24 protein-coding genes are annotated in these 26,909 nt (G+C 66.3%); 9 read left to right on the top strand and 15 right to left on the bottom strand.

The features are described from left to right. Positions 1–70: 70 nt before the first annotated feature. The 5 genes from GO591_RS02505 to GO591_RS15740 all read right to left on the bottom strand — a co-directional run bounded on the left by GO591_RS02505 (position 71) and on the right by GO591_RS15740 (position 6,414). On the bottom strand, positions 71–1,576 hold the full coding sequence (locus GO591_RS02505) for a DUF5719 family protein (RefSeq protein ID WP_157155364.1): 1,506 nt from the start codon (positions 1,574–1,576) through the stop codon (positions 71–73). Next, a complete protein-coding gene (locus tag GO591_RS02500) occupies positions 1,569–4,403 on the bottom strand; it encodes a glycosyltransferase (RefSeq protein ID WP_157155363.1) in 2,835 nt (944 codons plus the stop codon). Before GO591_RS02500 ends, GO591_RS02505 begins: the two co-directional genes overlap by 8 nt. A gap of 222 nt (positions 4,404–4,625) precedes the next feature. Next, positions 4,626–4,943 (bottom strand): WhiB family transcriptional regulator, encoded by a 318-nt coding sequence (locus tag GO591_RS02495; protein WP_157155362.1) that lies wholly within the window; start codon positions 4,941–4,943, stop codon positions 4,626–4,628. 194 nt (positions 4,944–5,137) lie between these two features. Continuing rightward, positions 5,138–6,109, bottom strand: coding sequence for a UDP-glucose 4-epimerase GalE (gene galE, locus GO591_RS02490; RefSeq protein WP_157155361.1), 972 nt, complete (start codon positions 6,107–6,109; stop codon positions 5,138–5,140). A 149-nt stretch (positions 6,110–6,258) separates the two neighbouring features. Beyond that, positions 6,259–6,414, bottom strand: coding sequence for a hypothetical protein (locus GO591_RS15740; protein ID WP_198295531.1), 156 nt, complete (start codon positions 6,412–6,414; stop codon positions 6,259–6,261). A gap of 83 nt (positions 6,415–6,497) precedes the next feature. On the opposite strand from GO591_RS15740, the gene GO591_RS02485 reads away from it, so the two are divergent. After that, positions 6,498–7,484: a GlxA family transcriptional regulator gene (locus GO591_RS02485; RefSeq protein WP_157155360.1), complete on the top strand. Its 987-nt coding sequence runs from the start codon at positions 6,498–6,500 to the stop codon at positions 7,482–7,484. A gap of 60 nt (positions 7,485–7,544) precedes the next feature. On the opposite strand, the gene GO591_RS15735 is transcribed toward GO591_RS02485, so the two are convergent. The 3 genes from GO591_RS15735 to manA form a co-directional block, all read right to left on the bottom strand. After that, complete coding sequence (locus GO591_RS15735; protein WP_198295530.1) at positions 7,545–7,715, bottom strand: hypothetical protein; 171 nt, start codon at positions 7,713–7,715, stop codon at positions 7,545–7,547. Continuing rightward, positions 7,715–8,479, bottom strand: coding sequence for a class E sortase (locus GO591_RS02480; protein ID WP_157155359.1), 765 nt, complete (start codon positions 8,477–8,479; stop codon positions 7,715–7,717). The genes GO591_RS15735 and GO591_RS02480 overlap by 1 nt, the downstream gene beginning before the upstream one ends. A gap of 111 nt (positions 8,480–8,590) precedes the next feature. Then, on the bottom strand, positions 8,591–9,733 hold the full coding sequence (manA, locus tag GO591_RS02475) for a mannose-6-phosphate isomerase, class I (protein ID WP_157155358.1): 1,143 nt from the start codon (positions 9,731–9,733) through the stop codon (positions 8,591–8,593). Between the two features lie 109 nt (positions 9,734–9,842). Here manA and GO591_RS02470 point away from each other — a divergent pair, with 109 nt between their 5' ends. Further along, entirely contained in the window at positions 9,843–11,021 is a 1,179-nt protein-coding gene (locus GO591_RS02470; protein WP_157155357.1) for an acyl-CoA dehydrogenase family protein, read from the top strand. Positions 11,022–11,123: 102 nt separating this feature from the next. Here GO591_RS02470 and GO591_RS02465 read toward each other — a convergent pair whose 3' ends face one another. Genes GO591_RS02465 through GO591_RS02450 form a run of 4 tightly spaced genes read right to left on the bottom strand, consistent with a single transcriptional unit; the run spans position 11,124 to position 13,697 of the window. Continuing rightward, positions 11,124–11,546 (bottom strand): hypothetical protein, encoded by a 423-nt coding sequence (locus GO591_RS02465; protein ID WP_157155356.1) that lies wholly within the window; start codon positions 11,544–11,546, stop codon positions 11,124–11,126. A gap of 43 nt (positions 11,547–11,589) precedes the next feature. Then, positions 11,590–12,414: a hypothetical protein gene (locus GO591_RS02460; protein ID WP_157155355.1), complete on the bottom strand. Its 825-nt coding sequence runs from the start codon at positions 12,412–12,414 to the stop codon at positions 11,590–11,592. Next, positions 12,401–13,039 (bottom strand): hypothetical protein, encoded by a 639-nt coding sequence (locus GO591_RS02455; RefSeq protein WP_157155354.1) that lies wholly within the window; start codon positions 13,037–13,039, stop codon positions 12,401–12,403. The genes GO591_RS02460 and GO591_RS02455 overlap by 14 nt, the downstream gene beginning before the upstream one ends. A 10-nt stretch (positions 13,040–13,049) precedes the next feature. Next, on the bottom strand, positions 13,050–13,697 hold the full coding sequence (locus GO591_RS02450) for a hypothetical protein (RefSeq protein ID WP_157155353.1): 648 nt from the start codon (positions 13,695–13,697) through the stop codon (positions 13,050–13,052). Between the two features lie 404 nt (positions 13,698–14,101). Here GO591_RS02450 and GO591_RS02445 point away from each other — a divergent pair, with 404 nt between their 5' ends. Continuing rightward, a complete protein-coding gene (locus GO591_RS02445; protein ID WP_157155352.1) occupies positions 14,102–15,403 on the top strand; it encodes an O-antigen ligase family protein in 1,302 nt (433 codons plus the stop codon). 101 nt (positions 15,404–15,504) lie between these two features. Here GO591_RS02445 and GO591_RS02440 read toward each other — a convergent pair whose 3' ends face one another. Then, the gene (locus tag GO591_RS02440) at positions 15,505–17,736 is read right to left on the bottom strand and encodes a hypothetical protein (RefSeq protein WP_157155351.1); all 2,232 of its coding nucleotides are present in this window, start codon (positions 17,734–17,736) and stop codon (positions 15,505–15,507) included. 518 nt (positions 17,737–18,254) lie between these two features. Then, the gene (locus GO591_RS02435; RefSeq protein WP_157155350.1) at positions 18,255–20,135 is read right to left on the bottom strand and encodes an O-antigen ligase family protein; all 1,881 of its coding nucleotides are present in this window, start codon (positions 20,133–20,135) and stop codon (positions 18,255–18,257) included. A 39-nt stretch (positions 20,136–20,174) separates the two neighbouring features. On the opposite strand from GO591_RS02435, the gene GO591_RS02430 reads away from it, so the two are divergent. The 3 genes from GO591_RS02430 to GO591_RS02420 are packed head-to-tail and all read left to right on the top strand — an operon-like array spanning position 20,175 to position 22,101. Beyond that, positions 20,175–21,476 carry an LCP family protein gene (locus tag GO591_RS02430; protein ID WP_157155349.1) on the top strand — a complete coding sequence of 434 codons (1,302 nt, stop codon included), beginning with the start codon at positions 20,175–20,177 and terminating at the stop codon, positions 21,474–21,476. A 35-nt stretch (positions 21,477–21,511) separates the two neighbouring features. Next, the gene (locus GO591_RS02425; RefSeq protein WP_157155348.1) at positions 21,512–21,721 is read left to right on the top strand and encodes a toxin-antitoxin system HicB family antitoxin; all 210 of its coding nucleotides are present in this window, start codon (positions 21,512–21,514) and stop codon (positions 21,719–21,721) included. Beyond that, a complete protein-coding gene (locus GO591_RS02420) occupies positions 21,718–22,101 on the top strand; it encodes a type II toxin-antitoxin system death-on-curing family toxin (protein WP_157155347.1) in 384 nt (127 codons plus the stop codon). Before GO591_RS02425 ends, GO591_RS02420 begins: the two co-directional genes overlap by 4 nt. Here GO591_RS02420 and GO591_RS02415 read toward each other — a convergent pair. Further along, a complete protein-coding gene (locus GO591_RS02415) occupies positions 22,098–22,778 on the bottom strand; it encodes a class I SAM-dependent methyltransferase (RefSeq protein WP_157155346.1) in 681 nt (226 codons plus the stop codon). The genes GO591_RS02420 and GO591_RS02415 overlap by 4 nt on opposite strands. A 335-nt stretch (positions 22,779–23,113) precedes the next feature. On the opposite strand from GO591_RS02415, the gene GO591_RS02410 reads away from it, so the two are divergent. The 3 genes from GO591_RS02410 (at position 23,114) to GO591_RS02400 (ending at position 26,495) form a co-directional block, all read left to right on the top strand. After that, positions 23,114–24,418, top strand: a complete 1,305-nt coding sequence (locus GO591_RS02410; RefSeq protein ID WP_157155345.1) for a right-handed parallel beta-helix repeat-containing protein — start codon at positions 23,114–23,116, stop codon at positions 24,416–24,418. Between the two features lie 312 nt (positions 24,419–24,730). After that, on the top strand, positions 24,731–25,177 hold the full coding sequence (locus tag GO591_RS02405) for a VanZ family protein (RefSeq protein ID WP_157155344.1): 447 nt from the start codon (positions 24,731–24,733) through the stop codon (positions 25,175–25,177). Between the two features lie 10 nt (positions 25,178–25,187). Next, positions 25,188–26,495, top strand: coding sequence for an O-antigen ligase family protein (locus GO591_RS02400; RefSeq protein ID WP_157155343.1), 1,308 nt, complete (start codon positions 25,188–25,190; stop codon positions 26,493–26,495). The last annotated feature ends 414 nt before the right edge of the window (positions 26,496–26,909 follow it).

Raw genomic sequence — 26,909 nt, 5'->3', positions numbered from 1 at the left:
GAAAGAGTCCGTCGAAACGAAAAGCGTCTCGCCGAGAAGGGAGGAGTTTCGGGAAGAAGAAGGTGGGCCCCTACGGGTAGATCGTGACCGGTTCGGATGCCGCGCGCGGCACTGGCACCGCATGACTCGCCAGCACTCCATCGCCGCTGTAGGAGACCGCGGCGTGCAGTCCATCCGCTCCGCTCAGCCGGTAACTGGTGGCCGCGGTGAGCGACGCGCTGGCAGTACCGCCGGCGGGAACCGTGATCGGCCGGTCACTGCCGGCATCCGCGGCCAGGGTCACGGTCACCTCGGTGTCGCTCGGGTTCGTGACGAACAGGGTCGGAGCGTCGCCCGCTGCGGCGCTGAACAGCACCTCGTCATCCAGCTGCGGCGCGGCGTTGTGCCAGGCGAAGTCGGCGGTGTCGGTGCCGACGGTAGAGGCGCGCACCCCCGCGACGACGGGCACCGAGGACAGGACCGACACCGTGTAGGTGCCGTCGGCGAGGTTGTCGATCGGCAGTTCGCTGACCGCGCCGGCCTGCAGGTCGACTTCGAACGACTGTCCGGTCGGGTCGCCGGAGTCGCGCGTGATCCCGACCCGTACCGTGGCGGATGCCTCGCCCGGGGTGAAGATGCGCAGCGTGGTCTGCAGATCGGCGAAGCCCTCGCGGCTGAGGTTCTCGAGGGTCGCGGCCCCGTTGGTGATGACCACACCGGGGATCAGCAATCGGTCGGACGGGCTCGCAGTCCCGCCGACGACGTCGACTCCGCCTGCCTCGAGCCCGCGCTCGGTCACCTGCTGCAGGTTCGCGGTGACGGCACCGCCGCGGCTGGTGACCCGCACCACCGGGGACTGCTCGCCGGGCATCAGTCCGGCCAGTGGGAACACCCGCTGACCACCCGCGGGAACGACGATGCCGGTCGCGCCTGGCGCCTGCACCTCACCGTTGGCGCCGTACAGCGCCAGGTTCACGGTCGACGACACCTCGCTGGCGTTGCTGAGCGTGAGGATCGAAGTGCGGCCGACCCCGTTGGATCCGGCGACCAGCCAGGTGTCGCTGGTCGGTTCCGTGCACGCGGTCGCCGCGAAGCCCCCGAGGCCCTCCCCACTCAACGTCTGCGATTGCGCCCCCGAAACGGCGGCGGCATCAAGGCCCGCGGGAGCGGTGAGCACGGTCGGAGCGCTATCGGTCGCGTCGCTGGAGGCGATCGAACTTTCGGTCACGTCGCCGCCGACCTGGAGCTGTTCGCTGCCGATGGCTGACGCGTTCGAGGCATCCTGACCCTGCGCATCGCCGAGCCGCAGCAGCGGACCGGCGCACACCAACTGCTGCTCGGTGGACACCGGGGTGACCGACACCGCGGCTGGCGTGGCACGCAACTGTGGGAGCGGCAGCAGAGCGGCCGCGGCGATCGTGGCCCCCGCGACCGCGACGCCGATCACGCCGACCGTGATGCGCACGGCGAGCGCCTGCGGCTTGGCGCGGCGGCCGGACTCGTCGGAGAACTCCGAGAAGTCGACGTTCTGGGGACCCTCGGGATACTCGGGGATCGGCGCGGGCCGGTTCCCGGGGCGGTCAGTGGGATCAGACATGGGCGTCCTCGGGATCGAACGTGTCGGCTGGGGCGGTCAGCTCCGAGGCGGTGCGCCGGGACCGGCGGTGGCGCCGACCGGTCGGCATCGCCAGCAGCAGGGTGAGCGCGAACACGGCGAGCTGGATGCCGATGACCCACGGTTGCCAAGGGGCCGGTTCGACCCGCTCGAGCGGCGTCGGTTCCAAGCCCGGGTAGCGCCAGAGCATTCCGGTGGTGGTCTCGCCGACGGCGACAAACGTGCTGTTCGAATCCAGCGTCTGCGCGGCCAGCCGTCGGGCCTGCGCCGCTGCACCGGGTTCGGCGTCGCCGAGCACGATGAAGCCGATGCCCAGTTCGGTGAGCGCGGGCACCGGGTCATAGCCGCTTGGCCGGACCAGGTTCGCGGCGAGTTCGGCGACCTGCCGTTCGGCCTCGGTGATCTCGGTGCTGGTCGCGGCGACGGTCCACTGCTCGTCGAGGGTGGTCCCGGCGCCGCGCTGGATCTCGGCCGCGAAGCCCCCGTCGGGGGTCGGCCGCAGCACGAGGGTGCCGCGGTCGGGGGCGGCTTTGGCCTCCGCGGTGACGTAGGCGGGAAGCATCCGTCCGTTGCTTGGCTGCACGGCGCTGGTTCCGGTGAGCGGGGCGACCAGCAGCGGCGCGACCACAGCCATCGACGCGATCACGGTGACCAGCGCTGGGGCGGCGACGAACCGGCCGAGGGCGCTGACCGTGATCGCGGCGGCGCCGGTGACGCCGAGCCAGTAGAGGCTGAGCGCGGAGCCCGGCCAGATCGCGGTGGTGCCGGCTTCGAGCACCGACACCTCGATGTGCGCTGCGGCCACCGCGGTGACGAAGCCGAGCAGGCCGACCGCGAGAGCCGCGATGGCGGACAGCCAGCCGCGCAGGAACAGCGCCGCCAGCGCCAATGCCGCGAGGGGAACCAGCAGGACCGCCACGAGCACGGCGGCCGCGGGGCTGTCTTCGAGGCCGATCGCGGCGGCGACGCTGGTCCAGCCATGCAGGCCGAGTTCCGGTGCGCCGAGCGAGAGCTGCCAACCTGAGGCGGGCGTGAAGCCGGCAGGCAGTCCCGGGTCGGCGAGCAGCCCGAGTGGGTTGCCGCGCCGCACCTGGTCCCAGACGAGCGGCGCGAACAGCGCGAGCGCGGGGATCGGGATGAGCGCCAGCCGGTGAATCTGCTTCGGACGCACGACCATGCCGATGATCCAGAGCAGCAGCAGGGCAGGCGCGAGGGCGGGCGCCGCCGCGGTGACGGCCGCGAAGAGCAGGGCTGCGGATGCCGCGGCGCCCCACGAGCGCACCGCGCGGACTGTGCAGAGCACCAGCCACGGCAGCAACAGGTGCGCGATGACGGCACCGAGTCGGCCGTCGTTCAGTGCGGTGAGGAACGGTGGCGCGAAGGCCCAGAGCAGGCCGGCCACGTTCGGCGCCCAGGACCGCTCCGAGAACCAGGCGACGCACCACCAGGCACCGAGCGCGGCGAGCGGCAGGGCGATCAGGTACAGGCCGACGATCGACAGCGTCGGCGACCAGAAGGTGATGCTGCCGAGCACGGCGAGCACCGCGGCGAACGGGTCGGCGGCGCCGAGGCCGCCGGTGCCGATGTCGCGCCAGCCGAGGGCGGCGTTCGCCCAGAGTTCGGCGACCGAGTCGCTGAGCGGCAGCAGTCCCCCGCCGGCGAGCGCCGAGGCCGACGCGAACGGACTGAACGCGATGCCGCCGACGAGCGCGGCGAGCAACACGACCCAGGCGCCGCCACCGGTGAAGAAGTCGGGACGTTCTCGAGGCACGGTCTCGACCGCCGGGCCCGCAGAGACGGCGCGTTCGTGCGCTCGATGCTCGCGGAGTTGCTCCCACGGCATCCGCAGCGGGGCGATGGCCGCCCAGCCGAACCGTCGGGTGCGGCCGAGGTTGCGACGCGCGCCGATGACGCGGCTGCCGCCGAACGCGGTCTGGAACGCGGCGTGGAACTCCCCCGGGATTGCGCCGGGCCGTTTGGCGACCAGGTGCCAGAGCGATCGCAGGATGGCGAGCGGGACCAGGGTGAGCCAGTGCAATGGCACGGCCGCGGCGGAGGCGTAGACCAGTCGGCGATGCAGTTGCGCGGAGCGGGCGATCCGACGGGTGGTGGCGCCGGAGACGGTCTCCCGGCCGAACAACTCCGGTCCGCCGGCGCTGGCGACGCGGGCATCCGGCACGCCGACGACGCGGTGACCGGCCAGGCGGGCTCGGATCGAGAAGTCCAGCGCAGCGTCCACGGTGGGCAGTCCGGGGTCGAATCCGCCGAGTTCGGTCCAGACGCTGCGTCGCACGAGCATGCCGCTCGCGCCGACGCCCATCACGTCGCTGGTCGCATCGTGCTGCGCCTGGTCGAGTTCGTTCTCGACGAGGATCACGGATGCCCCGAAACGGGTGAGCGTCTCCCCGTAGGCCGCGATCACCGACGGGTCGTCGGAGCGCATCAGTTTCGGGCCGGCGACCGCGACGGTCGGAGCGATCTCCACCGCGCCGAGCAGCCGCTCGAGGGCGTGCGGGTCGGGTGCGTTGTCATGGGCGAGCAGCCACAGCCACTCGTTCTGGGTCTCGGCCGGTTGCGCGGCGTGCACGGCGTGGGCGATCGCCTTGCCGAAGGTTGGCTGGCCGTCGACGCGGACGATCTGGCTCGGACGGGCGGTGCCGAGCACCGCGCCGGAGTCGTCCCGGGAGCCAGCGTCGACCCCGATCAGCCGGTCCGGCTGGCGGGTCTGGCGGGCGAGAGCCTCGATCGTGCGGTTCAGGTACTTAGCCCCGTCGCGGGCGACCAGGATCGCTGTGACTCTCGGATGCATTTGGCTACGAGCCTAAGCGGCGTCAAACAAATGCGGGGCAGCACTCGCCGGAAAAGGTCTCTACCGCCCCACCCGGTGGTTGAGGAGCGCCGCGAGCGAAGCGAGTGACGCGTCTCGAAACCGCGCGCCACTAGAACGGCTCCGCGCCGGTGAAGTTTCACCAGCGCGGAGCCGAAAGACTAGCGGCACGGATGCCGCGTGCTGTGTTGCGTGTGACGGCGTCTACACCGCGCGCTTGCGCAGCTTGCGGCGCTCCCGCTCGGACAGGCCGCCCCAGATCCCGAAGCGCTCGTCATTCGAGAGCGCGTACTCGAGGCACTCGGAACGAACTTCGCAAGTCGAGCAGATCTTCTTCGCATCGCGAGTCGAACCGCCCTTCTCGGGGAAGAACGCTTCCGGGTCGGTCTGCGCGCACAACGCGTCAGACTGCCAGGCCAGCGGATTGTCATCATCTACAGCGGTTCTAACCCCCGGCACCCCCAGCCGGACGGGGTCGACGAACCAGTCATCAGGAACTGAGTTGCGGTATCCGCTCGGCATGTCCCGGTCTCCCCTCCAACGCGTCGTGGTAACGCGCTAGGGATAATTACACCGTTGTAGTTACCTCCACGTCAAGTCGCAAATCTTAGAACCCTCAACCGGACAACGAGAGTTGCGGCGCGCCGGTGATCGCGTTACGCACGATCTGTCGTCCCCCGAATGGGATATCGCCGCCCCGCCGCTCGACCTTTTCGTTACGAGTGAGACGTTCCATGACGGCGTGCCTGCCACGCAGTTGCCACCATCTCGTGCAAGGAGTGGCGCATCCGCCAGTCCAGATCCCGGGCTGCCAGATCGCCGTTCGCCACGATCCGCGCCGGATCACCAGGACGGCGCGGCCCGATCTCGGGCTCGAACCGGATGCCGGTGACCTCCGCCACCGCGGACATGATCTCCCGCACCGAGACGCCATCGCCGCTGCCGAGGTTGTACACCGGTTCGATCGGCTCCCCCGCCATCAGCCGCTTGGCCGCGGCGACGTGGGCACGGGCCAGGTCAGCGACGTGCAGGTAGTCGCGGACGCAGGTGCCGTCGGGAGTCGCGTAGTCGTCGCCGTGGATCAGCGGGCTGCATTCGGCAAGCAGCGCATCGAAAACCAGCGGGAACAGGTTGTGCGGGCTGCTGTCGTAAACCTCGGGCGTGCCTGACCCGACAACGTTGAAATACCGCAACGACGTGTGGCGCAACCCTGTGGCGACTTCCTGATCCTGAAGCATCCACTCACAGATGAGCTTGGACTCCCCGTATGGGGACTTCGGACGCTTGGGCGTGCTCTCAGTGACCAGGTCGACATCGGGCGTGCCGTAGACAGCCGCGCTCGACGAGAAGACGATGGCGTCAACATCCGCCGCCTGCATTGCCGCGAGAAGCGTTGCAGTTCCGGTGACGTTCTGGGCGTACGTGCGCAGCGGCTGCTGCACGCTGACGCCGGCGTACTTGAAGCCCGCGACGTGGATAACTCCGCGCACGTCGTAGTCATCGATGACCCGATCGAGCAGATTGCTGTCAAGGATTGAGCCGCGCACGAACGGCGTCTCGCTTGGAACGAACTCTTCGCGTCCACTCGACAGGTCGTCGATCACGACGGCGCCGAGCCCGGCATCCTGCAGGGCGCGCACAACGTGAGCTCCGATGTACCCGGCCCCGCCGGTAACCAGCCAGTTCACACCGCCACGTTAGCGGCTGGCGAGGCAGTTTCACCCTTGATGGGTAAATCCGCGTCACAGGCTCGCACTTCGGTGTCCGCAACCGTGACGGGACATAACAAGACCCCTCGACGCGGTTGGCGTCGCGGGGTCTGGGAATGGGGAAGAGGTCAGCGGATCACCGGGGATGCCCCGCTGGTCCAGTCAGTCGGATCGTGCATCGGAATCTGCCGGTAGCCGTCGCGCGGAAGTTGCCAGGCCGAGGCGGCTATGCCCCAGACGGCGAGTGCAGCAAGTAGAACAAGGAAAACGGTTAGAACGAACATGGCAGTAAATCTAGGTCTTGCGATTTTCAGCCACGAGTGGCAGTCTTGCCATACATCGACAATTTCCTGCCAAGGAGCCCGCCATGTTGAACAAGGTCGTTTTGCTCGCCCTCCCGGGCGTCGCGCCCTTCGAGTTCGGAACCGTCTGCGAAGTGTTCGGCATCGACCGCTCCGAGATGGATGGCCCCCAGTTCGACTTCACCATCGCCACCGCGGATCCCGGTCCGGTGCGCACCAGCTTGGGCTACGACATGCTCATCACCAGCGGGTTGGATGCCGCGGCCGACGCGGACCTGATTGCAGTGCCGGCGCACTCGATCTACCGAGACGGCGAACGCGCGCCGGTCGACGAGCGCTTCCTGCAGGTCATCCGGGACGCACAATCGCGCGGAGCCTGGGTGCTGAGCGTCTGCTCGGGCGCCTTCGTGCTGGCCGAGGCGGGCGTTCTCGATGGTCGCCGTGCGACCACTCACTGGATGTATGCCGACCGGCTCGCCGACCAGTACCCCGAGGTGACCGTCGATCCGGATGTGCTGTTCGTCGAGGACGGCAACGTGATCACCGGCGCCGGCACCGCGGCAGGCATCGACGCCTGCCTGCACCTCGTGCGCAAGGAACTCGGCGCGGCCGCCGCGAACGTGATCGCGCGTCGGATGGTGGTGCCCCCGCAGCGCGATGGCGGGCAGTCCCAGTTCATCGCCTCGCCGATCGCTGAGTGCACCGACGACTCGCTGGCGCTGGTCGCCGACTGGGCGCTCGAGCACCTTGACGAGGACCTCACCGTCGATGACTTGGCCCGCAAGGCGCTGATGTCGAGCCGCACCTTCGCCCGTCGGTTCCGTGCCGACATGGGCACGACGCCGGCGGCGTGGCTGAATCGGCAGCGCACCATCCGGGCGCAGCAATTGCTGGAGCAGACGGATGACTCGCTGGAGTACATCGCGCAGCGGACCGGTTTCGGCACCGCGTCGGTGATGCGGCACCACTTCGTTCGTACTCTGCAGACCACGCCGACCGCGTACCGGCGCACCTTCGCACACGGCCCGCAGACGCGCGAACTGGCGTCCTGAAACCGGTTGAGGAGCCCCCGACGGAGTCGGACGCGTCTCGAAACCCCGCCCTTCAAGGGGCTAATCCCCGGTGGGCGCCTCCCCCACGGTGACCTCGGTCACGAGCAACGAATCGATCCAGGGGAACACCCAGAACGCCAGCGCCGCCAGCACGACGCCCGCGAGGACGACGAGCAGCAACAGCCGCACCCACCACGGTCCCGGCATCACCCGCCAGAGAGCTGCGTACATTACTGACCTCCTGCTTGCGGCTGCGCCTGCGTGTAAGCGATCTCTTCCGGAACGCCCGCGGCTCGCGGATAGAACTGATCGAGCACCCCGTGCGCGATCAGCCGCTCCCGTGCTGACCACATCGGGTGACACGTGGTCAGGGTGATGTACCGGTCCACCTCCGTGAGGCCCGGTGGCAACACCTCGATCACCTCAACCTCGGTGGGCTGGATCACTCGCTGGGTGAGGTAGGCGTACTCGTACCAGCCGTCGGCGGTTTCGACCCAGATCTTGTCGCCCTTACGCAGTTCGGCGAGCAGATTGAACGGTCGCCCGTATGAAGTGCGGTGTGCCGCGAGCGAGAAGTTGCCGACCTCGCCGGGCATCTGCGCACCGGGATAGTGTCCGACGCCGATGGTGTTCAGCACCGCTTTCAGCCCGACGCCTTGCGCGATCGGACGGTAGTAGTCCTGGCCGAAGCGCGGGATGACCAGGTTCGCGAAGATCTCACCGTCCGCGGCGGGCTCGGGCCGCACGATGGGTTCAGCGTTGGCGGGCGCCGGTTCGACGTCGCGCTCCCACTCCTGAGCTGTCTCGAGCGCCTGGTCGTGCTGCTTCGATCCCATCACGAGTTCGTTGAACCACAACTGCCATCCGAGGAACAGCAACACCAGCACACCGGCCGTGATCAGCAGTTCAGCGATGACGGTGACAGGCGATGCGCGCCGGTGACGCTTTGTCCGGCGAGAACCCCGGGGGCGCATCAATTCTGCGGTTTCAGTCACCGACCCAGCCTAGTTGAGGAGAATTCGAGAGGTCTGTTGTTGCTTGCTCCCAACACCGAGAGTTGGGATTTCGGGACAGGGGCAGGTCTCGGCAGGCGACCAGCGGACGCACTACGGCATCGCGGGCTCGCCCTCCGGCAGGTGCGTGGACGCGATGAAGAGTTCGCCCTCGCCGCTGATCGACAGGCTGAGTTCCTCAGGCGACACATACGTGGCCTCGCCCCGCTTCAGCACGGTCTTCGATCGGGAACCCTTGAGCGTGAACTCCCCGTCGATCACCAGGACGATCGCCGCGCCCGGCAGCGGGTACTTCGCCCGGCCGGTCACGTGCGCGAGCACGAAGTCCGGGACATCCGGCTCGAACACCTCGAGATTTTCCGCCGTGGACGCCGGCTCAAGGTACGGCACCGGCACCGGCGTGAAGTCGAGCACGGCGAGCAGTTCGGGCACATCGACGTGCTTCGGCGTGAGTCCGCCGCGCAGCACGTTGTCGGATGCCGCCATCAGTTCCACACCGAACCCGTGCAGGTAGGCGTGGATGTTCCCGGCGGGCAGGTAAAGCACCTCTCCCCTACTGAGCGAGACCCGGTTCAGCAGCAGCGAGATGACGATGCCGGGGTCGCCCGGATACTCGACGGCGAGCAACCGCACCGTGCCGTACGCGAGGTCGGTGTCGGTGGTGCGCTGACAGAGTTCGACGGTCCGGTCGACGAGGGCCGAGACATCCGGGCCGCCGCTGATCAGCCACTCGAACGCGCCCCGCAGATCATCGAGGCGCGTCAACAGGGCGTCGAGCGGGGAGTCCTCCACATCAAGGGCACGCAGCCGGGACACCAGCTCGCGGGTGTGCTCTACTGGGCGAAATCCGCACAACGCCTCGAAGCTCTCGCTGAGCGCGAAGATCAGCTCGGGCTTGTGCAGCGTGTCCTTGTAGTTGCGGGTCGGCGCGTCGAGCGCGAGCCCCTCGGCGTTCTCGCGGGCAAAGCCGAGCGCTGCCTGCACCAGGGTCGGGTGCGCCTGCAGCGACAGCGGCGTCTCGGCGGCCAGCAGCTTGAGCAAGAAAGGCAGAGTGGTCTTCGAGGCCAGGTTCGAGACCGGCGAGGCATCCACGATCCGGCTTGGCGAACCCGGGTGAGTGCCCAGCCAGAGTTCGGCTTCCGGGTTGCCGGATGCCTCGCGCCCCAGCGCCTCCGCAATCGCCGTCTTCGATCCCCACGCGTAGGGGCGCGGGTCATTGGTGATGCCTACAAACATGCAGCCTCGTCCTTCAATCGGGGTTAGCCCAAAGTACCAATCGCTTCCGACGGGAAGGTGAACCGCCCTAGGCTCTTCGTGATTTCCCGCCGAGCGATGGAGCACAACGATGTCCTTCTCCCCGATCCCCAGCGACTTCTATGGTTTCGCGAACCAGTTGACCGAGCAGGAGAAGGCGCACCTGATGCGGCTGCGTGAGTACCTCGAGACCGAGGTGCGGCCGATCGTGAATGACCACTGGAACCGTGACGCCTTCCCGCACGACATCGTCCGCGGGCTGGCCGGCGTGCAGGCGGTCGGGCTGGGCTGGGAGGAGACCCGCCCGTTCGAGAACTCGGCGGTGTTCCGCGGCTGGGTGGCGCTGGAGATGGCGCGCGTCGACGCCAGCGTCGGCACCTATGTTGGCGTGCAGAACGGCCTCGTAATGGGAACGGTCGGCGTCTGCGGCAGCGCCGAGCAGCGCGCCGAGTGGCTGCCGAAATTCGCCTCCGGTGAGGTGGTCGGAGCGTTCGGGCTGACCGAACCACTGTCGGGCAGCGACTCCGCGCAGGGGCTGCGCACCACGGCACGCCGCGACGGCGACCAGTGGGTGCTGAACGGCTCCAAGCGCTGGATCGGCAACGCCACCTTCAATGACGTGACCATCATCTGGGCAAAGGATGTCGCGGATGACCAGGTCAAGGGCTTCCTCGTCGACACCGGCAGTGAGGGTTACACGGCAACCAAGATCGAGAACAAGCAGAGCCTGCGGATCGTGCAGAACGCCGACATCATCCTCGAGAACGTCGTGGTGCCGGAGTCGATGCGGCTGCAGAACGCGAACTCGTTCAAGGACACCGCGAAGGTACTGCGGCTCACCCGCGCCGACGTCGCCTGGGCTGCGGTCGGCAACATGATCGGTGCCTACGAAGCGGCGGTCCGCTACGCCCGCGGCCGGGAGCAGTTCGGCCAGCCGATCGGCGGCCACCAACTGGTGCAGGACCTGCTGGTGAAAAGCCTCGGCAACATCACCGCGTCCCTCGCGCTGGTCGTGCAGGTCTCCCGGATGCTGGATGAGGGCACCCAGGGCGACGAGCACTCGGCACTGGCCAAGGCGTTCGCGACAGCCCGGATGCGGGAGACGGTGGCCTGGTGCCGCGAGATCTTCGGCGGCAACGGCATCGTCACCGACTACGACGTGATCCGGCATTTCGCGGATGCCGAGTCGCTGTACTCGTACGAGGGCACTCACGAGATGAACACCCTGATCGTCGGCCGCAGCATCACCGGCCAGGCCGCGTTCGTGTAACTGCCCACCCCGCCCCACCAGCCGGTTGAGGAGCGCCGCGAGCGAAGCGAGTGACGCGTCTCGAAGCCACGTCGAATGCACGAGGCTTGGGTCCCCACGATTTCAGTGGGATGAGCTGTCGGTTAGCGCGGTCGACTGGCCCCAGCCTGCCCATGTGCGCTGCACCCACAGCCCTCGCAGTTGCCAGCTACCAGCAGCGACGCCTCCGCGGTTCACATTACTTCCACGGAGCAGCGGGAGCACCCAACAAACCCTTTTTAGAGTTCCATAGCGGCCGATGCTTAAGACAAGCTCTTCTACCTCGGACGGGTCAACCTCGAACTCGAGTCCCCCGGCGGCGAAGACGTGCGCGTTACTCTCATCGATGACGTCGATCCAGATGGCTCGCTTCTCGCCCGACCACCACCTGTAAAACCGGAGCACTCCCTGATCCACCACCTGCATCTCGGGCGCTGCGGGAAAGTTTTTGGCAATTGCCCCCTGCAACCGCGTCAGCCACTCAGGTGCAGGGCGATGGTCGCTCATTGTAAAGGCTCCGTCCTGTTCCGACTGCCGCGCATCCACCGGTCTAAAGCCGGAAGAAATCCCATTGCGCCTCACTCCGCCCCGCCACACTCCGCAACTCCAGCGTCAGACTGCCCGAGACGCCGATCGACACATCGGAAAGCGCGCCGAGTGCGTCGAGGTTGTCGACGCGGCGCACGTTCAACAGTCCAAGCTCCCGGAGCGGCAGGTCTGCGAGAGCCTCAATGTTGGCCAGCTCCCGAACCTGCATGAACGAGATCGACTCGAGCCGCGGGAAGGCTCGGAGCGAGGCCACGTCGAACGTTCGTGTCCGGTTGATGACGAGGCTGGTCAGTTCAGGATCCGCCGCGGCCGGCGACAGTTGGCGGACATTACCTGCCGATATCAGGCTCAGCTCGCGAAGCTGTGACGGGATTAGCGGAACGACGCCCTCGCGCGTGTCCTGGAATGACGCGGACAGCAGCCCAGGGGCGCGAAGGACCGACTCATTCGGGTGGAGGAATCCGCTGAAGGTGCGAAGATTGGTCAGTCCCGACAGATCAGTTTCGGGTGCGCCCGCCACGGACAACTCAAGTGTTCGCAGCGACCCGAGCTCACGGATCGCGCGGGTGTCGTACTCAACGCCGATCACGCCGAGGTGCGTCAACCCGACGAACTGCCGGAGGAATCGAAGGTCACGCCCCTCGGGCGGAACTTGCACCAGGTGGACGCCGAAGCCTTCAGCCAGGATCTGCTGTACTTCTGCGGAACTGGGAAGAGCGTTTTCGAACAACGCATACGGCACTTCATCGGCCTGCCCCGTGCGAAGAATCAGAGTCCCGTGCCGATGAAAACCCGGCAGAAGTAGCGCATCGTCACTCCCGTTCATTAACCCACCGCCCCACGGTGAACTCTGTCCATGGCTTTTCGCTGTCCCCCAAGACCAGAGGCCCGCGATCAGGCACGATCGCTAACGAAAGTCCCGCCGCGGCGAGGAGCGAGCTCAAGGAATCGACCAAACTGAAGCGTTCGTCTAGCTCCCGCGTCACGCGACGCAGTGTCATGTCACTGTCGGCCGGGTACCGGTTATCGACGCGGCCGGTTCGCGGGAGCGTCTCCAACCGTCGAGCGAGTGGAGCAGCGCCGGAAAAGCGACCGGTCACCCCGGCGTCATGGGTTCCCGGGAGGTAAGCGAAGTTCTCAGGAAACAGGGAAAAAAGCCCCCACTCGGCAGCGGGCGACGGAACCGGTGAGATGTCGAGACTCGCGAGGAACTCCAAGTCACTTCCGCGCATCGGATCAACCAAGAACGTGTCACCCGGAAACAGGCCCTCATCTTCGACAGCCGTGGAGATCCTCGCGTCCCACACCGTCTGCGCTGCCTCGCCGTCATGCTCGGATGCCAAGGAACGAGGAGGGAAGAATCCGATGTACGCCCCGATCGCGGCACCCCCATTGCAATAGCCAAGGGTGGGCATCTCCGCGTTCAAGAGCTCACTGATGCGCTCACGCATCCGAGCCTCCTTAATCGGCCGTGATCCAGGGCCCCGGACCCCGGAGCGGCCGCCACCCGAAGTGCTCGCGTTCGATTTCGTCATCCTCGTCGCGCGGAACCCAGAAAAGGTCCCAGTCCTTCACCATGTAATCGAGCTCCCCCGTGTCGTCGATGTACAGATCTCCCGGCGCACCTTCGACCGGGCTCGGATCGATGACGATCGTCCACCAAGGCTCCGCCGTGTCCGGGTAAATGAATATGAAACCGCCGCGATGTGGGCCAGCCTGTATCCGGGCCACGCGGCCCTGCTCCCCCCAAAACTGCGGGTCCACGTTCACGATCGAGGGTCTCTGGAAGGTTCGGGCTTGCTCAGCCCTTTTGGCAGAACGCAAGATCGCGCGATCGAGCCTTTCCTCGTAGTTCGCCATCCCGCGTTCGCGGCGCGGGACAGGCCGAAGGAAGCGAGCTTCGCGGTAGAGATCCTCGTTGTCGAACTCATCAAGCAGTTCCTCAATATAGAACTGCGGGTAGTCCAGCGCCGCCCACATCGAACGGGCCTGCCGCCGACGAAAAACGAGGTAGGTCTGACGTTCTCGCGGACTAAGCGTCTCCGGAACTGGCGGCGCACCGACCAGATCGGGTATCCGGTCAAACTCGTCACTGAGCAACAGCGCCAAGGCCTCCTCTTCGGGGCTCTGTGACTCCCCTGTCTTCATACGAGCAAGGGCAAGCCCTACGACATCAGAGTCGCCGAGGATGCCCTCGGCATAGAGGCACGCGACAACCGGTCTGGTAAGTAGCGCGGGTGACAGTGAGGCACTCGTTTCCTGCATTGCTCGGCTTCCCTTCGAGCCAAATCTAGCGGGCGGGCTCTCAACGCGAAGCGTGTTCACTACGAAACTTCAAAAATGTGACTTGCCAAAACCCCTTGCACCCGCCGCGCAACGAGCGCATCATCGTAGAAGACGACACCGGCAGGTCGAACCCGGAAGTCCAGCCAAGCGCTGATGACATTATTGGGACGAACCTGTCGGTGCCCTTTTGTGTGGGGGCACATTCTGCGCCGACTACGCTCGTACGCATGACGAACGCACGCGACATCCGGGTCGGTGCCGTCGCGTTCCTCTTCTTTGTCGCCGTCGGCGGTCCAGCGATTCGGAACGCGCTGGGCTGGTGGGGCTGGGGTATCGCCGCTGCGGCGGCGTTGACCCTGAGCCTGGTGTGGGTGATCCGGGAACGGCGCCAGATCCACTGGAACTTCGTCCCGTACACGCTGGTGATCTGGATGCTGCTGGCCGCTCTCAGCATCAGCTGGTCGGCGTACCCGTTGTCCTCGCTGCTGGGTGTCGGTGCCCTATTCGCCGGGGTGCTGCTCGCGCTGCCGCTGGGGGCACTGACCACTAGGGCGCAACTGCGCGACGGTTTCGCGTTGATGGCGCGGTGGATACTCGGACTGTCGCTGGTCTTCGAGCTGATCGTGTCGTGGTTCGTGCGGCATCCGGTGAGCCCTGTCTGGCTCGGCATCGGCTGGGAAGAGTCCCTGAAGATGCAGCAGTGGTCGCGGAATGTGCTCTTTGTCGACGGCAAGATCCAGGGTCTGCTGGGCAATTCCACCGCGACCGCGACACTTGCCGCGGGCGCTTTGATCGTCTTCGCGATCCAGTTCGTCGACGACCGCAACCGCAAAGCCTGGCACGCCGGCTGGATCGTGGTCGCCGCCGGAATCGTGCTACTCACCCGCTCGGCCGGGGTGCTCATCGCGCTTGTGGCCGTCGCGGCCGTGCTGGTCCTTGTGCTGGCGGTGCGTCGATACAAGAGCCAGCGCGCACGGGTGACTATCGCGAGCATCGCCGCGGCCGCAGTGCTCGGCGCGGTGATCGCGGTCACCTTCTTCAGCGAGCAACTGCTGGCGCTACTGGGCAAGGATTCCACGCTCACCAACCGCACGAAGATCTGGGACACCGTCATCGGCGTCGCCGACGATCGTCCCTGGTTCGGCTGGGGTTGGGTCAGCTACTGGACGCCTTGGGTAGAACCGTTCGAGGGGCTGGTCACGATCAACGGGGTCACCCAGACGCACGCGCACAACGCCTGGCTGGATGTCTGGCTGCAGCTCGGCATCATCGGACTCGTGGTCTTCGCGCTGCTGGTGGTGCGCACCCTGATCCGCGCGTGGACCGCCGCGACCGACCGACCGCGGCTCGGGCTCACCCAGGAAGGGGCGTACGACGCGACATCCGCCCTGCCGCTGCTCGTGGTCGTGCTGCTGCTGGTGCAATCAGCGTCGGAGAGCCACCTGCTGGTCGAGAGCTGGTGGGTGATGTTCGCCGCGCTGGCGATTCGTCTGAAATCCGACGCGATCAAAGACCCGGCACGGCTGTAGCACGAATGCGATGGCTGCGAGCCCGCCACGCCAATCCATGCATCCGCAGATACGAAATGCGCCGCCCGGCAGAAGCCGAGCGGCGCATTCGCGTCTCAGGGTTACTTGGTCGCGCGCATGGTGCGGCGCAGTCGGGATCCGCCCAGCGCCAGTCCACCCAGGGCGATCAGCGCCAGCGCTACGGCGAGCGACCCTGCCACCCCGTCGGAACCGGTGACCGGCAACGCTGCGAGCGCGGATGTGTTCGCGCCGTTCACGCTGTACTGCCACGACACGATCTCGCCGGCATCCGCCGTCAGGTTGCGGCCCATGGTGAGCACCACATCGATGACCTTGCCGGAATCCGCCTTGGTCAGCGTGTAGCTGCTGCCGGTGGCTCCCTGGATCGGAGCACCATCGCGCGCCCACTGGTATCCACGCACCTCGATCGGCGCGAGGTCACCATCGAAGCTCGGCCATGCGCCGGTGGCGACGGTGAGGGCCTCACCGACGGTTCGCTTACCGGTGATCTGCGGCGCGGTGGTGGGGGCCGGAGCCGCTCCGTCCGGCAGCGCCAGCACGAGGTTCAGTTGCTCCGGCGGCACCGGCATCGCGGCGGTCAGCACGGTCGCGGTGCCGCGCGTGGCCTGCACCTTGTACCAGCCGGGGACGACGTCCCAGCCGAAGTAACCTGCACTGTCAGTGACCGAGGGGTTGGTGCGGTTCCGCGGGGACATCAGCATGCTGCCATCCGGAATCGCCGTGAACGTACCGGTCTCGGTGTCCGACCGCGTCAACTCGGCAATCGCCCCGACCACCGGCGTACCGAAGCGGTCCACCACGGTTCCGCTCGGGTCGATATAGGCCTCGATCTCAATCGTGACCGGGCCGCCCGTGGCGTACTCCAGGGTGGCGGTGATTGTTATTTCGCCGCTAACTGCCAGAGCCGGGATGACAGCGCTGTAGGTTCCGGATGACTCCTCCTCAAGCGCACCCGTCGCGAGCGCCTTGTCGCCCTGCGTCACCGTGTACTTCGCGCTCACGGCGTCTGGTGCACCCTCGACGGTGAAGTCGAGGTTCTGCCGGGCAGGGATGCTCGTGAGACCGTTCCAACCAATCGACGACCCCTCGATGGTGACGTTCTCGGGCAGGCTCGCGACTGCGCCGAAGGCCACCGTGGTGGCAGTCTCGGCAGACGGCGCAACGGTGATGAACGCACTCCCGGCCTTCTGACCAGTGCGAACGGGATAGGTGTGCACGACGTACTCACCCGCCGGAACCTTGCTGAAGCTAGCGATGCCCGAGGAATCCGTCTGAGTGGTCTGAGCGGCGTGGCTGGCGTTACGGTTCACCAGCGCAACGAACACGCCCGTCTGCTTGCTCTTGTTCGCGTCCACGGCAGTGACGGTCACAGAACCGGGGTTCGGGTCGATGACCGGGCCGACCTTGGGCGTGCTTACACCAGCGGGCACGTGGCCATCGCGTGTGCCGCTAACCCAGGCAGAGATTTCGAGTCCGACATCCGCCGTCGTGAGCGCGTAGGACGACGCGGTCTGCCCCCCGATTTCTTGCCCGTTCCGGAACCACTTGTAGGTGAGGTTCACGTTGCTTGGGGTCCAGGTACCGGGGGTGACGGTGAGCGTGCTGCCCAACGCTGGGGTACCGGTGACGGTCGCGGCTCCCGCGATGATCTGCGGCTCCTCCGAGTCGACGGCAGCACCGAATACGCCGTTGATGGTTTTCGTCTCCTCGGCAGCCTTAACGCGCACTGGGGTTGCGTCACCCGCTTTCGAGACCCGGTCGTAGAACTGGATTCCATCCGTGTCGGCGCCCGTGCCCGTCGAGAACTTATCGAAGCTGACCGAGTAGCTGCCCGGGGGCACGTTGACGAAATACTGGCCGTCATCGCCCGCATATGCACCGAAGATCTTGTCGGTGTCTCGGTCCACGACCTTCACCAGTGAGGGCTCCGGGACGAGAGCGCCGTCCGTCAGGGTGCTCACCGTGCCGCTGATGCGTCCGTTCGGCATGAGTTCTACATTCACGCCTGAGAGCGCGGCGCCATCCTCGACAGTGACTAGCCCGTCGAAGCTGCCGTAGCCGAACGGGGCCGTGGGAGTGGCGAAACTGCTCGAGTGCTGCTGGTAATCCATGCGATAGGTGCCGGTCGGCACGCCCAGCTCGTAGCCTCCGCCCGTGCCGGACGAAGTGTTGTAGTACCGCGGAGTCGATTGAGACTGAGCGAAGACGCCGATTCCCTCAATCGGGGCTTTGGATAGGGCATCGGTGATCGTGCCACCAAGACCGGTGTTGTAGACGCGGCCTGGCATCTGAAGCGTTTGGAAGGGCGTCATCACGCTAAGAGTCACACGCTGTGTCAGCGTCGAAGACTTCCCGTCCCAATACTGCGGGACGACAGTGCCGGCGGTCGCCTCGACGAACAGAGTGTATTCCCACCCCGCAGGGTAGTCGGAAGGCACGGCTCCAGCGAGATTGGCGACGCCACTTGCGTCGGTTCTCACCGTAAAGCTGTATCCAACGCCTGCAACGGAGCTGTCAGGAGTCACCCGTACCGGAGCGTTCGGAATCCCCACACCGGTGCTGTCGAGAAACTGAACCGTCCCGAAGTTTGGTGCTTCAGCGGCGTGGGCAGCGGTCACGCCGCCAGCCATCACCGTACCGAGTAGCAGGAAGAAGGCGAGGACAGCGATTACGGCCCGCCGAGGCAGGCCGGAAAGTCGGGTGAGCATTGGATCCCTTCGAAGAGCGCACAAAACGAGCGCGGCTCAACCGCGCTCCCGCTCACGAAAGTAACCAAAGTGACAGATCCTTGTCAATGAAGCGGCCACCCCCAAATGCAGGGCCCCGCATCCTAGGGGCCAGCCTGCCGAGCCCAGTCGAGCATGCGCGCGATCGTCTCGTCGTCGGGGGTCGCCGCATGCGCCTTTTCGATCCACTCGAGCCCGGCGGCGTGCTTGCCCTGCAGGATGAGGGTGATGCCCAACTGCATGGCGAAGCGCGGGTCGTGGGGCTGGCGCTGCTGGAGTTCCGTGAGCAGGTCGGCGGCGGCATCCGCGTCGCCCGCCGCACGGAGCGCCACCGCATGCGTGTAGCGCGCGGTCAGGCTATGTGGCGCAGCCTCGGCGGCGCGCTCCGCCCAATCGAGAGCGAGCGGCACCGCAATCGGATCGCCAGAGTCGGCGCGCGCGGTCAGCGTTTGAGCGGCGATGGAGACCAGGTCGGCATCCCACGGGCGTAGCGCCGCGGCGACGTGGAACTGGCGGTCCGCCTCCGGCGCAGAGCGGGCCAGCGTTCCGGCGGCCAGCGGCAGTTCGGCGAACGTGGTGAGTGCGAACCAGCCGAGCCACACGGCAAGGGCGACGCTGCGCGCGGTTCGCCACCGACGCGGCTCGGCCGCTGGTGCTGCGGCGGTGACGACGCCGATGAGCAGCCCGATGAGCATGCCGGTGCTCGCAGCCGTGAAGTGCGTGAGCAGGCCGACACCGAGCGCGGAGAGCGCGGCGAGCGCCCCCTGCAGCATGTCACTCCGAAGCGCATCGCGCTGGGCCGAGTCGACATGGTCAGGCATTGCGCGCAGCCGCCGGATGCCGAGAACCGCGATCACGCCGGCGAGCGCGACCGCCGTAACCAGCAATGGGATGCCGCCCGCCGAGGCCGCCTGCAGCAGCCAGTTGTGCGGGGAGTCCAGCGTGGTTCCAGCATCGACCGTGGCGAACCAGTCGGACCCGTGGCGCACCGCGACCGCGTCGAGGTAGCCGCTCGGCCCCCATCCGAGCAGGGGCTTATCGGCGACCATTCCCAGGCTGGTCTGCCAGATCAGCATCCGGTCGTCTACGGTCTGCGCCGCCAACCCGGTGAGCCCGAGCAGGCGCGCGCGCATGTCGGGCAGCAGCAGCACGACGGCGAGCGCGGCGGCGGCGAGCAGGGCACCCCAACCCAGAGTGGACAGTCCGGCGCGGGCACCGGATGCGGCGGCCCGACGCAGCGCGTGCAGAATGACGACCACGACGATGCCGACGAGCAACGCCAGCAGGCCGGCCCTGCTGGCGGACACCGCAACGGTCAGGATCCCCGCGAGTACAGCCGCGCCAACGAGCACCGGGTGGGCGAGCGATCGTCGCCCGCGGGGAGCGGCTCGCAGGGCGGCGACCGCAGACATCAGCGGCGGCATGAGCAGCACGGCGAGCGCGGCGCCGACAAGTCCTTGATCGGTGGCGTTGCCGAGCAGGGCGCCCGGCCGGGACAGATCGGTGTCCAGCGGCCGCAGCCCGACCGACTCCAGCAGCGAGACGCCGCCGATGAGCAGCGAGACCACGGCCAGTGCCCGGTGGAACGTCGTCAGTCGGCTTGCGGATGCGTCCGGCCCGAGAAGTCGCGCGCCGAGCCAGGCGGCGCCGAGGTACACCGGGAGGGCAACCAGGCCCTCGTACCGGGGCCACCGGCCCATAATGGCCGCCACCGGGTCGGTCGATACCAACGCAGCGCCGAGCAGGATGGCCACTCCGACACCGATGCCCAGCCAGATCATCCGGGGCAGGCGCCCTCGCGCGGCCGCGAGAGAGGCGAGCAGGATCGCGGCCACCATGAGCAGTTCCTTGGGGAGGAACCACCGGTTGAAGGCACCGGGAAGGAACACTGCCAGCGCGAGCACCGCCAGCCAGACGGCGACGGTTCCGATTCCGTCGGGACGGGCCTTCACCGTGTTTCCGGGACCCCGCCTCTTCTGCGCCACTCCCCCACAGTACCGAGGGTCCCTCGGCAATCCGGTACAGTGCTGCCCATCGAGACACTCGCCGCTCCCCCAGAACTGGCTCGCTCGGAGCCCGCCTGGCGGCTCGCGGCGGCAAGCTTCCTCATACCCGGCCGCCTGCAGCGCGAGCACGGCCAGCGGCGGCTTGGCACGACGGCGAAGTGGGTGGCGGTGGCCGGGTGGGTGCTGATCGCTGCTTCAGCTGCAGGTCTTCTGCTGGCCCCTGTGGCGGTGCTCACTATTGCTCTGAGTCCGGCCGGAGCACCAGTGATTGCCCTCACGCTCGGATTGTTCGCCGCCTGGTGGTTCGTGCTCGGCGTGCACACCGCAATCGTCGCCCGACGCGTGAGCGTGTCAGTCAAGGCGGCCTCCGTCGCTGCCCTCGTCATGGTCACGGTCGGCGCGCTGCTGCTGTCGTCGGCGCCCCCTGCCGCGGCCACCGTTACCGTGCTCGCGGCGCGATCCGCGGCAGCCGGGTTCTTCACGGATGCTGCCACGCCGGAGACATGGCAGGGCAGGTGGAACATTGCGCTGCTCGGTGGCGACGCCGACGTTGACCGCGACGGCCAGCGGATCGACAGCATCACCGTGCTTAGCGTGGACGTCGACACCGGGGCTTCGCTGCTGATTTCTCTGCCGCGCGGGTTGCAGCAAATTCCGCTCACCGACGACTCGCCGCTGCGAAGCATCTGGCGCAGCGGTGTGTACGACTGCGGGCATGCCTGCCAGCTCGGCTTCCTGTATCCCTACGGTGAGGAGAGCTGGGCTGAGCTCTATGCCGGCGAGATTCCGCCCGGCAGTTCGGCCGGGGTCGAGGCACTGCGCGACGGACTCGAAGGTCTGCTTGAGCTTCCCGTTCACGGCAGCGTCGTGATCGACTACCCCGGGCTCGCAGCGGTCGTCGATGCGCTCGGCGGGGTGGTTGTCGATGTGCGGGAGCGGCTGCCGATTGGTGGCGATGAGAACCAGGTGGGTGTTGCCGGCTGGATCGAGCCGGGCGAGCAGCGGCTGAGCGGCGTGGAAGCGGCATGGTTCGCCCGATCGCGGATGAGCACGAGCGAAGCTGACCGCATGGAGCGTCAGCAAGTGCTGCTGACGGAACTACTGACCCAGGTCAATCCGGCAGAGCTCGCCCTGCACACCGGCACCATCGCAGACGCTGTCCGCAGTGACCTTCCGACCGGGATGCTGCCCGTGCTCTTGCGCGCGGCCGACGAGGTGGGCTCGCACGGTCTGGAGATGCTGTCTTTCGGCGACATCGATTTGGAGCATCCGGATGTCGCGGCCATCCGAGCGAGCGTCGGGGACGCGCTTGGCGAATAGCCCCGGCACATCAGAGCCACCCCTACAATTGCGCCATGGCCTTTACCCTGCGGCTTAACCCGACCCAGGAGCGCGCACTCGACCGGCTCGCTAAGCATCACGGTGTGAGCAAGAACGAGGCAGTCCGGCGAGCGATCATGCTCGCGGCGAATCATGGCGCCAGTCATCCGAGGCTCGTCAAGGCGGCGACTCAGCGTGTGCTCGAACGCGACGCCCAGCTGCTTGAGCGGTTGGGCGACGGATGATCGTCTACTTGAGCACCGACGACCTCGCCGCGATCATCGAGCGCGTCACCGGCAAGCCGTACGACGAGGAGGTGAACGACATCGGCCTGCTCGCCGGGGCGGTCGCCCGCCCGCGGGCCGCGTTAGAAGATGTCGAGGCGTATGACTCCCTTCCGTTGAAGGCGGCCGCCCTGTTCGAGTCCCTCGCCCGCAACAAGCCGCTGGTCGACGGCAATTTGAAGGCGGCGTGGGTGGCCGTGAATGTGTTCCTCGAACTGAACCACCGACGGACGACATTCACGGAGAACGAGGCATTCATCCTCGTGCATGAAGTAGCGCACGGACATATTGGCCTCACGGACACGGCCGCGCGGATAGAGTCGCGGCTCGAGGCGTTCTAGCTGCGCTTCGCGAGCGCCCAGATGTGCCGTCGTCCAAGGTGAAGGATCTGCACGGTCAGGTCGGATGCCGCGTAACCGAGCAGTACTGATTCCTGCACCCGTGCTCCACGCCAGGCGCGGTCGAGCGTCCGCCGCCCTTTGAACAGATGCCACACGTGCCCAACCCAGTCGAGCAGTCGCGGCAGCACCCCCGACCGGCGGAACTGGATCAGCGCCCACCCGCCAGGCGCGAGCACCCGCAGCGCCGACGCGAAGTAGGCCTCCTGCGCCGCGGCGGTCGGCACGTGCTGCATGGTGATGTAGCTGAACACGGCCGTCGCGGATTCGTCAGGCAGCGGCAGGTCTCCGTCGCCGCTGAGCTCGATGAAGCCGACGTTGTCGTGGTCGGCCAGGTTGGCCGCCGCCCGCTGCAGCATTTCGCCGCTGACATCGGTGGCGATCACGCTGCCGGCGAGCTCGGACAGACGCCGCGTCATCCGTCCCGCGCCGCAGCCGATTTCGACCACGGTGTCGGACGCGCCGAGTGCGACTCCGGCGAGATCGAGGAAGTGGTCCACCTCACGCTGGCCGGATGCGAAGAACTCCGGGCTCTCGACCTGAAACCCCGTGGCGATATACCAGGCCGCGTTCTCGCGCGCGGCGGCGTTCCAGAACCGCTTGGAGGTGCCCTCTTGCATACGCCAATCCTTACAGCCCAGCGCGACCGTTACGCACGCCCAAACAGCACCGCTCAAGCGCGCGAGGCGCCGATCAGAGCACCCGGTCCTTACCGCCGTCCACGGTCCGATACAGCACACCGAGCACCCGGGCCAACTCCTCCTCGCCCTTCGATATCGCAAATGCGGATAAGTCGGCCCTGTTCCACGGACGGCCGCGGTTATATGCTGCGCAAACCCAAATTCGTCGCGCGGGTGCAGTCGCCCGACGAAACGGTACCCGCCAACGTGGTCGATCGGTTGCGGGGTACCGAAAGCCATGACATGCGCCTGCATCTTCAACCCGAGGAGGCAAAATGTTTGGACGCTCCGACGCGGAAGGCGGATGGACTCGGCGGATGGTCTTGAGCGGGTCCGTCGCGGGCCTGATCGGCGTCCCCCTCAGCTCAATCCCTCGCGAACTATCCGCCGCTAACTCTGCGGTGCTGCTGAACTCTCAGAAGTACGTTCGCAACCGGGACCTGGTCATTGACGCAGTCGCTGAGGGCGCTGACAACAGTGGTGCGACCGACGCGCGTCTCGCGATTCTGGCGGCGATTGGGCTCGTGCCGACTGCGGGCGCGGTCGTTCGCCTGCGGAAGGGATCTTACAAACTCAGCTCCAGGCTCATCCTCAACAAACCGGGGATTGTGCTCGAAGGTGAGGGTCCGGCGACCATCCTGTTGCCTGACGTGGCAGCGTTTCAAGTGGGGGCGGACAACATCACCATCCGTAATATGACCGTCCGCGGTGGCGTTGCTGGGACTCAAGGTGCCTTCCAGTCTCTTACCTCCGGGGCATTCAAGCATTGGCATTTCGAGAACGTGATTTTTGAGAATCTTGCCGTCACCTTGCGGCGCATTGGTGCGATTCAAAGCACAGGCGCAGCGTTCACTTCGGGCGCGGGGTTCGATTCTCACGTCACCTTCGAGAACTGTGCGTTCTCCGGCTTCAAGGGCGACGGCATGCTCAACATCGGCGGCGTAGACCACGTCACCATCAACAATTCCTGGTTCCACGACTCGGGGGTGGATTTCAATCGAGGCGACATGCTGAAGCTCTCATCCGGGACGCAGTACTGGAACGTGACGCATAACCGGTTCGAGCGCGGCACCCGCGACGCTATTGACTGTTATGACGGCCACCGAGGCCTGATCGAGGGAAACACGATCGTTGATATGGGCGTGCACGGCGTCGAGATGAAGGTGGCCTCGAACTCCGCCCCCAACCCCGCCGACCGTAATCTCGTTCTCGGAAACCACATAGTCAACATCGGAATTCGGTCATCCTGCCCCGGGATCCAGTGCGCCACTTCTAATGCAATCATCGCTAACAACCTGCTCGAAGGGGGTGGCGGTATGGAGACCGGCATCCGCATCGGGAAGGTGACCGACGGTTCCGCGAACACTCACGACAACATCGTGATGGGCAACCGGGTGATCGGCGCCAATGGGTACGGTATCGCCGCTCTGGGCTGTGACGGCATCGTCATCCAAGGAAACGTTGTCACCGGGAGCGGTAGTTCAGGGTTTCATGTCAGCCCCTCGAAGAACACATTCATCGCCGGGAGCGCCGCGATGAACGTATCCCGTTCCAACGGCGTGGCGGATGTATGGACTTAGCCCAGCGTCGGACCGAACGTTCAACTCAGATCACTGAGTAGCGAATGCTCCGGTGAAATCGAGGAAGTTGTCCATCTCACACTGGTGGGATGCTAAGAACTCCGGGCTCTCGCTGTGGAACTTGGTCGCGATCTACCAGGCCGCGTTCCCGCGCGGCCTGATTTCAGAATCGCTTCGAGGCGCCCGCGTGCTGCGTGCAATGCATCAACCCCGACAGAGTGCGGTGGAGGGTTAAGTCGCTCATTCCGACCCACGAAGAAAAACGACCAACGAACCCGACGCATCCCAAAAACCCGTTAGGCTCACGACCTCATGAGGCGTAATCCTGTGTTGGCCCGGATTCTGCTCGTGCCGTACTTGATCGCGGTCGCGTGGATCGTGTTCGCACCGGCCGACGACGCCAGCCGGGTCACCGGCGTTGTCGCCTGGGCCGCCGACTTTGTCGCCACTCTGGGCATCCCTCGGATGCCTGGCTACGTCGTACTCGAGTTCCTCGCCAACATCGCATTGTTTATCCCGTTCGGCGTGCTCGTCCGTCTGGCGACGACACGCCTGCTCTGGTGGGCGGTCGCACTGCTCGGATTCGCGACGAGTGTCACCATCGAACTGGTCCAGTTAAGTTTGCCAAGCCGGTTCAGCACCGTGTCGGACGTCGTCGCGAACACCGCCGGGACTGCCATCGGCTGGGTTCTCGTCTCGATTCTAAGTAGAGAGTCGCGCGATCTAACGACGCGGACGGCGGACCTCATCGACCGGTAGCGTTGAGTCGATGAATCGTCGAACCGGTCTGCGCGTCGCCCTTCTGGCGTCCTTCGGTTCCGCGCGGCTGGCTTCCGCTCTCTCCACGACGGCGATCGGCCTCGGTGTCTTCGCGTACGCGCTTCACCGCACCATCGGCTGGCCGGGCCTTATCGCAATGCTCGCCACCGTGAGCGCGCTCGCGCTGGTGAGCCTCGCCGCCCGGCGCGACAGCATCGACTGGACCGGGGTGGTGCCGATCTCACTGCTCGTGTTCCTCGCGTGGGCCGTGGCATCCGTGTTCTGGAGTCAATACCAGTGGGCCACCGTGGGAGGCGTCGCCTACCTGATCGGCTTCACCTTGCTAGGCGTGTACGTGGCGCTGGTGCGGGACACCATCCAGATCATCCGCTCGTTCGGCGATGTGCTGCGCTTCGTGCTCGGCCTCTCCTTAGTGCTGGAGCTGCTGTCCGGCATCCTCCTCGACGTCCCGATCAAATTCCTGGGCATCGCCGGGCACCTGGATCAGCTCGGCCCGATCCAGGGCATGGTCGGTAACCGCAACGAACTCGGTCTGCTCGCCGTCATCGCCGGGATCAGTTTCGTGATCGAATGGCGCACCCGATCCGTGCGCACCGGCGTTGCTATTGGTTCCGTGCTAGGAGCGGGAATCACGCTTGCCCTTACCCGGTCGCCCATCGCATTTGGCACCGCCGCTGTCGCCATCGCCGCCATGTTCGTGCTGTATGGCATTCGTCGATTGCCCATGGAACGGCGGCAGTTCTGGCAGTACGCGACGCTCGCCCTGGTTGTCGTCGGTGGGGTCATCGTATGGCTGGCGCGCACGCCGATAGTCAATGCACTCAACGCCGGCGGCGAACTCAATTTCCGGCTGCGGCTGTGGCAGCAGGTCTGGTCACTAGTTCCGCTTCACTCCACGGAGGGTTGGGGCTGGGTCGGGCAGTGGCATCCGGATGTCCCGCCCTACCTGTTGTTCGACACCCTCAGCCCGCGCCCCCTGGTCTCGGCCTCGAACGCCTACCTCGATGTGTGGTTCCAGCTCGGCGTGATCGGGATCGCTCTGTTCGTACTTTTGGTCGGTCTCGCGTTCGTCCGCTCCTGGTTGCTCGCCTCGCACCAGCGCAGCGTCATCTTCACCTGGCCGGCTGTCGTGCTCGCCGCACTGCTAACCGCGTCGCTGGCGGAGAGCAGCATCCTGATTGAATTCGGCTGGCTCACGTTCGTTATCTGCTGCGTCAAGGCGTCACAGAACCTGAGTTGGCGGAACGCGTTTAAGCGTTCGTTGGAGCCGGAACCGCTGTTTCCCCCGAAACTCTGACAGTTCTTGTGACGCCCTTGCGCGGGTGTCCACATTCCGGTATCAATCCCACTAAAGTCGACTCTGTGTCAAGAGTCCGCCCAGAGCAGCAATCCCATAGAGTATTTCTCAACCGAGGGCGCAGTACGAAGTGGCTGCTCCACACCGTGCTGGTCATCGCCGCGACTGCGGCAGTTGGTTTCACGTTCGTTGCCCTGACGCTCAGCCCGTAAAGGATGGCCCGTGATGAGGTCGGTTCGCTCAGCCGCCGTCGCGTTGGCCCTTGCGATTGGCCTTACCCTTTTCTCAGGTCCGGGCGTTGCCTGGGCGAATCCCGAAGAACCGACCGCCACAGAGCCGCCCACTTCTCCGGCGCCTGAGCCGGAACCCGACCCGGAACCGGAACCGGAACCGGAACCGGAGCCAACCTCTGAG

The organism is Diaminobutyricimonas sp. LJ205, from assembly GCF_009755725.1.
In the GTDB taxonomy this organism is placed as follows: domain Bacteria; phylum Actinomycetota; class Actinomycetes; order Actinomycetales; family Microbacteriaceae; genus Ruicaihuangia.
This window is presented reverse-complemented; position numbering and strand designations above follow the sequence as displayed.

Coding starts and splice junctions, on each gene's coding strand:
- GO591_RS02505 (WP_157155364.1), bottom strand. CDS start 1,576: ATGTCTGATCCCACTGACCGCCCCGGGAACCGGCCCGCGCCGATCCCC.
- GO591_RS02500 (WP_157155363.1), bottom strand. CDS start 4,403: ATGCATCCGAGAGTCACAGCGATCCTGGTCGCCCGCGACGGGGCTAAG.
- GO591_RS02495 (WP_157155362.1), bottom strand. CDS start 4,943: ATGCCGAGCGGATACCGCAACTCAGTTCCTGATGACTGGTTCGTCGAC.
- GO591_RS15740 (WP_198295531.1), bottom strand. CDS start 6,414: ATGTTCGTTCTAACCGTTTTCCTTGTTCTACTTGCTGCACTCGCCGTC.
- GO591_RS02485 (WP_157155360.1), top strand. CDS start 6,498: ATGTTGAACAAGGTCGTTTTGCTCGCCCTCCCGGGCGTCGCGCCCTTC.
- GO591_RS15735 (WP_198295530.1), bottom strand. CDS start 7,715: ATGTACGCAGCTCTCTGGCGGGTGATGCCGGGACCGTGGTGGGTGCGG.
- manA (WP_157155358.1), bottom strand. CDS start 9,733: ATGTTTGTAGGCATCACCAATGACCCGCGCCCCTACGCGTGGGGATCG.
- GO591_RS02470 (WP_157155357.1), top strand. CDS start 9,843: ATGTCCTTCTCCCCGATCCCCAGCGACTTCTATGGTTTCGCGAACCAG.
- GO591_RS02465 (WP_157155356.1), bottom strand. CDS start 11,546: ATGAGCGACCATCGCCCTGCACCTGAGTGGCTGACGCGGTTGCAGGGG.
- GO591_RS02460 (WP_157155355.1), bottom strand. CDS start 12,414: ATGAACGGGAGTGACGATGCGCTACTTCTGCCGGGTTTTCATCGGCAC.
- GO591_RS02455 (WP_157155354.1), bottom strand. CDS start 13,039: ATGCGTGAGCGCATCAGTGAGCTCTTGAACGCGGAGATGCCCACCCTT.
- GO591_RS02445 (WP_157155352.1), top strand. CDS start 14,102: ATGACGAACGCACGCGACATCCGGGTCGGTGCCGTCGCGTTCCTCTTC.
- GO591_RS02440 (WP_157155351.1), bottom strand. CDS start 17,736: ATGACGCCCTTCCAAACGCTTCAGATGCCAGGCCGCGTCTACAACACC.
- GO591_RS02425 (WP_157155348.1), top strand. CDS start 21,512: ATGGCCTTTACCCTGCGGCTTAACCCGACCCAGGAGCGCGCACTCGAC.
- GO591_RS02420 (WP_157155347.1), top strand. CDS start 21,718: ATGATCGTCTACTTGAGCACCGACGACCTCGCCGCGATCATCGAGCGC.
- GO591_RS02415 (WP_157155346.1), bottom strand. CDS start 22,778: ATGCAAGAGGGCACCTCCAAGCGGTTCTGGAACGCCGCCGCGCGCGAG.
- GO591_RS02410 (WP_157155345.1), top strand. CDS start 23,114: ATGTTTGGACGCTCCGACGCGGAAGGCGGATGGACTCGGCGGATGGTC.
- GO591_RS02405 (WP_157155344.1), top strand. CDS start 24,731: ATGAGGCGTAATCCTGTGTTGGCCCGGATTCTGCTCGTGCCGTACTTG.
- GO591_RS02400 (WP_157155343.1), top strand. CDS start 25,188: ATGAATCGTCGAACCGGTCTGCGCGTCGCCCTTCTGGCGTCCTTCGGT.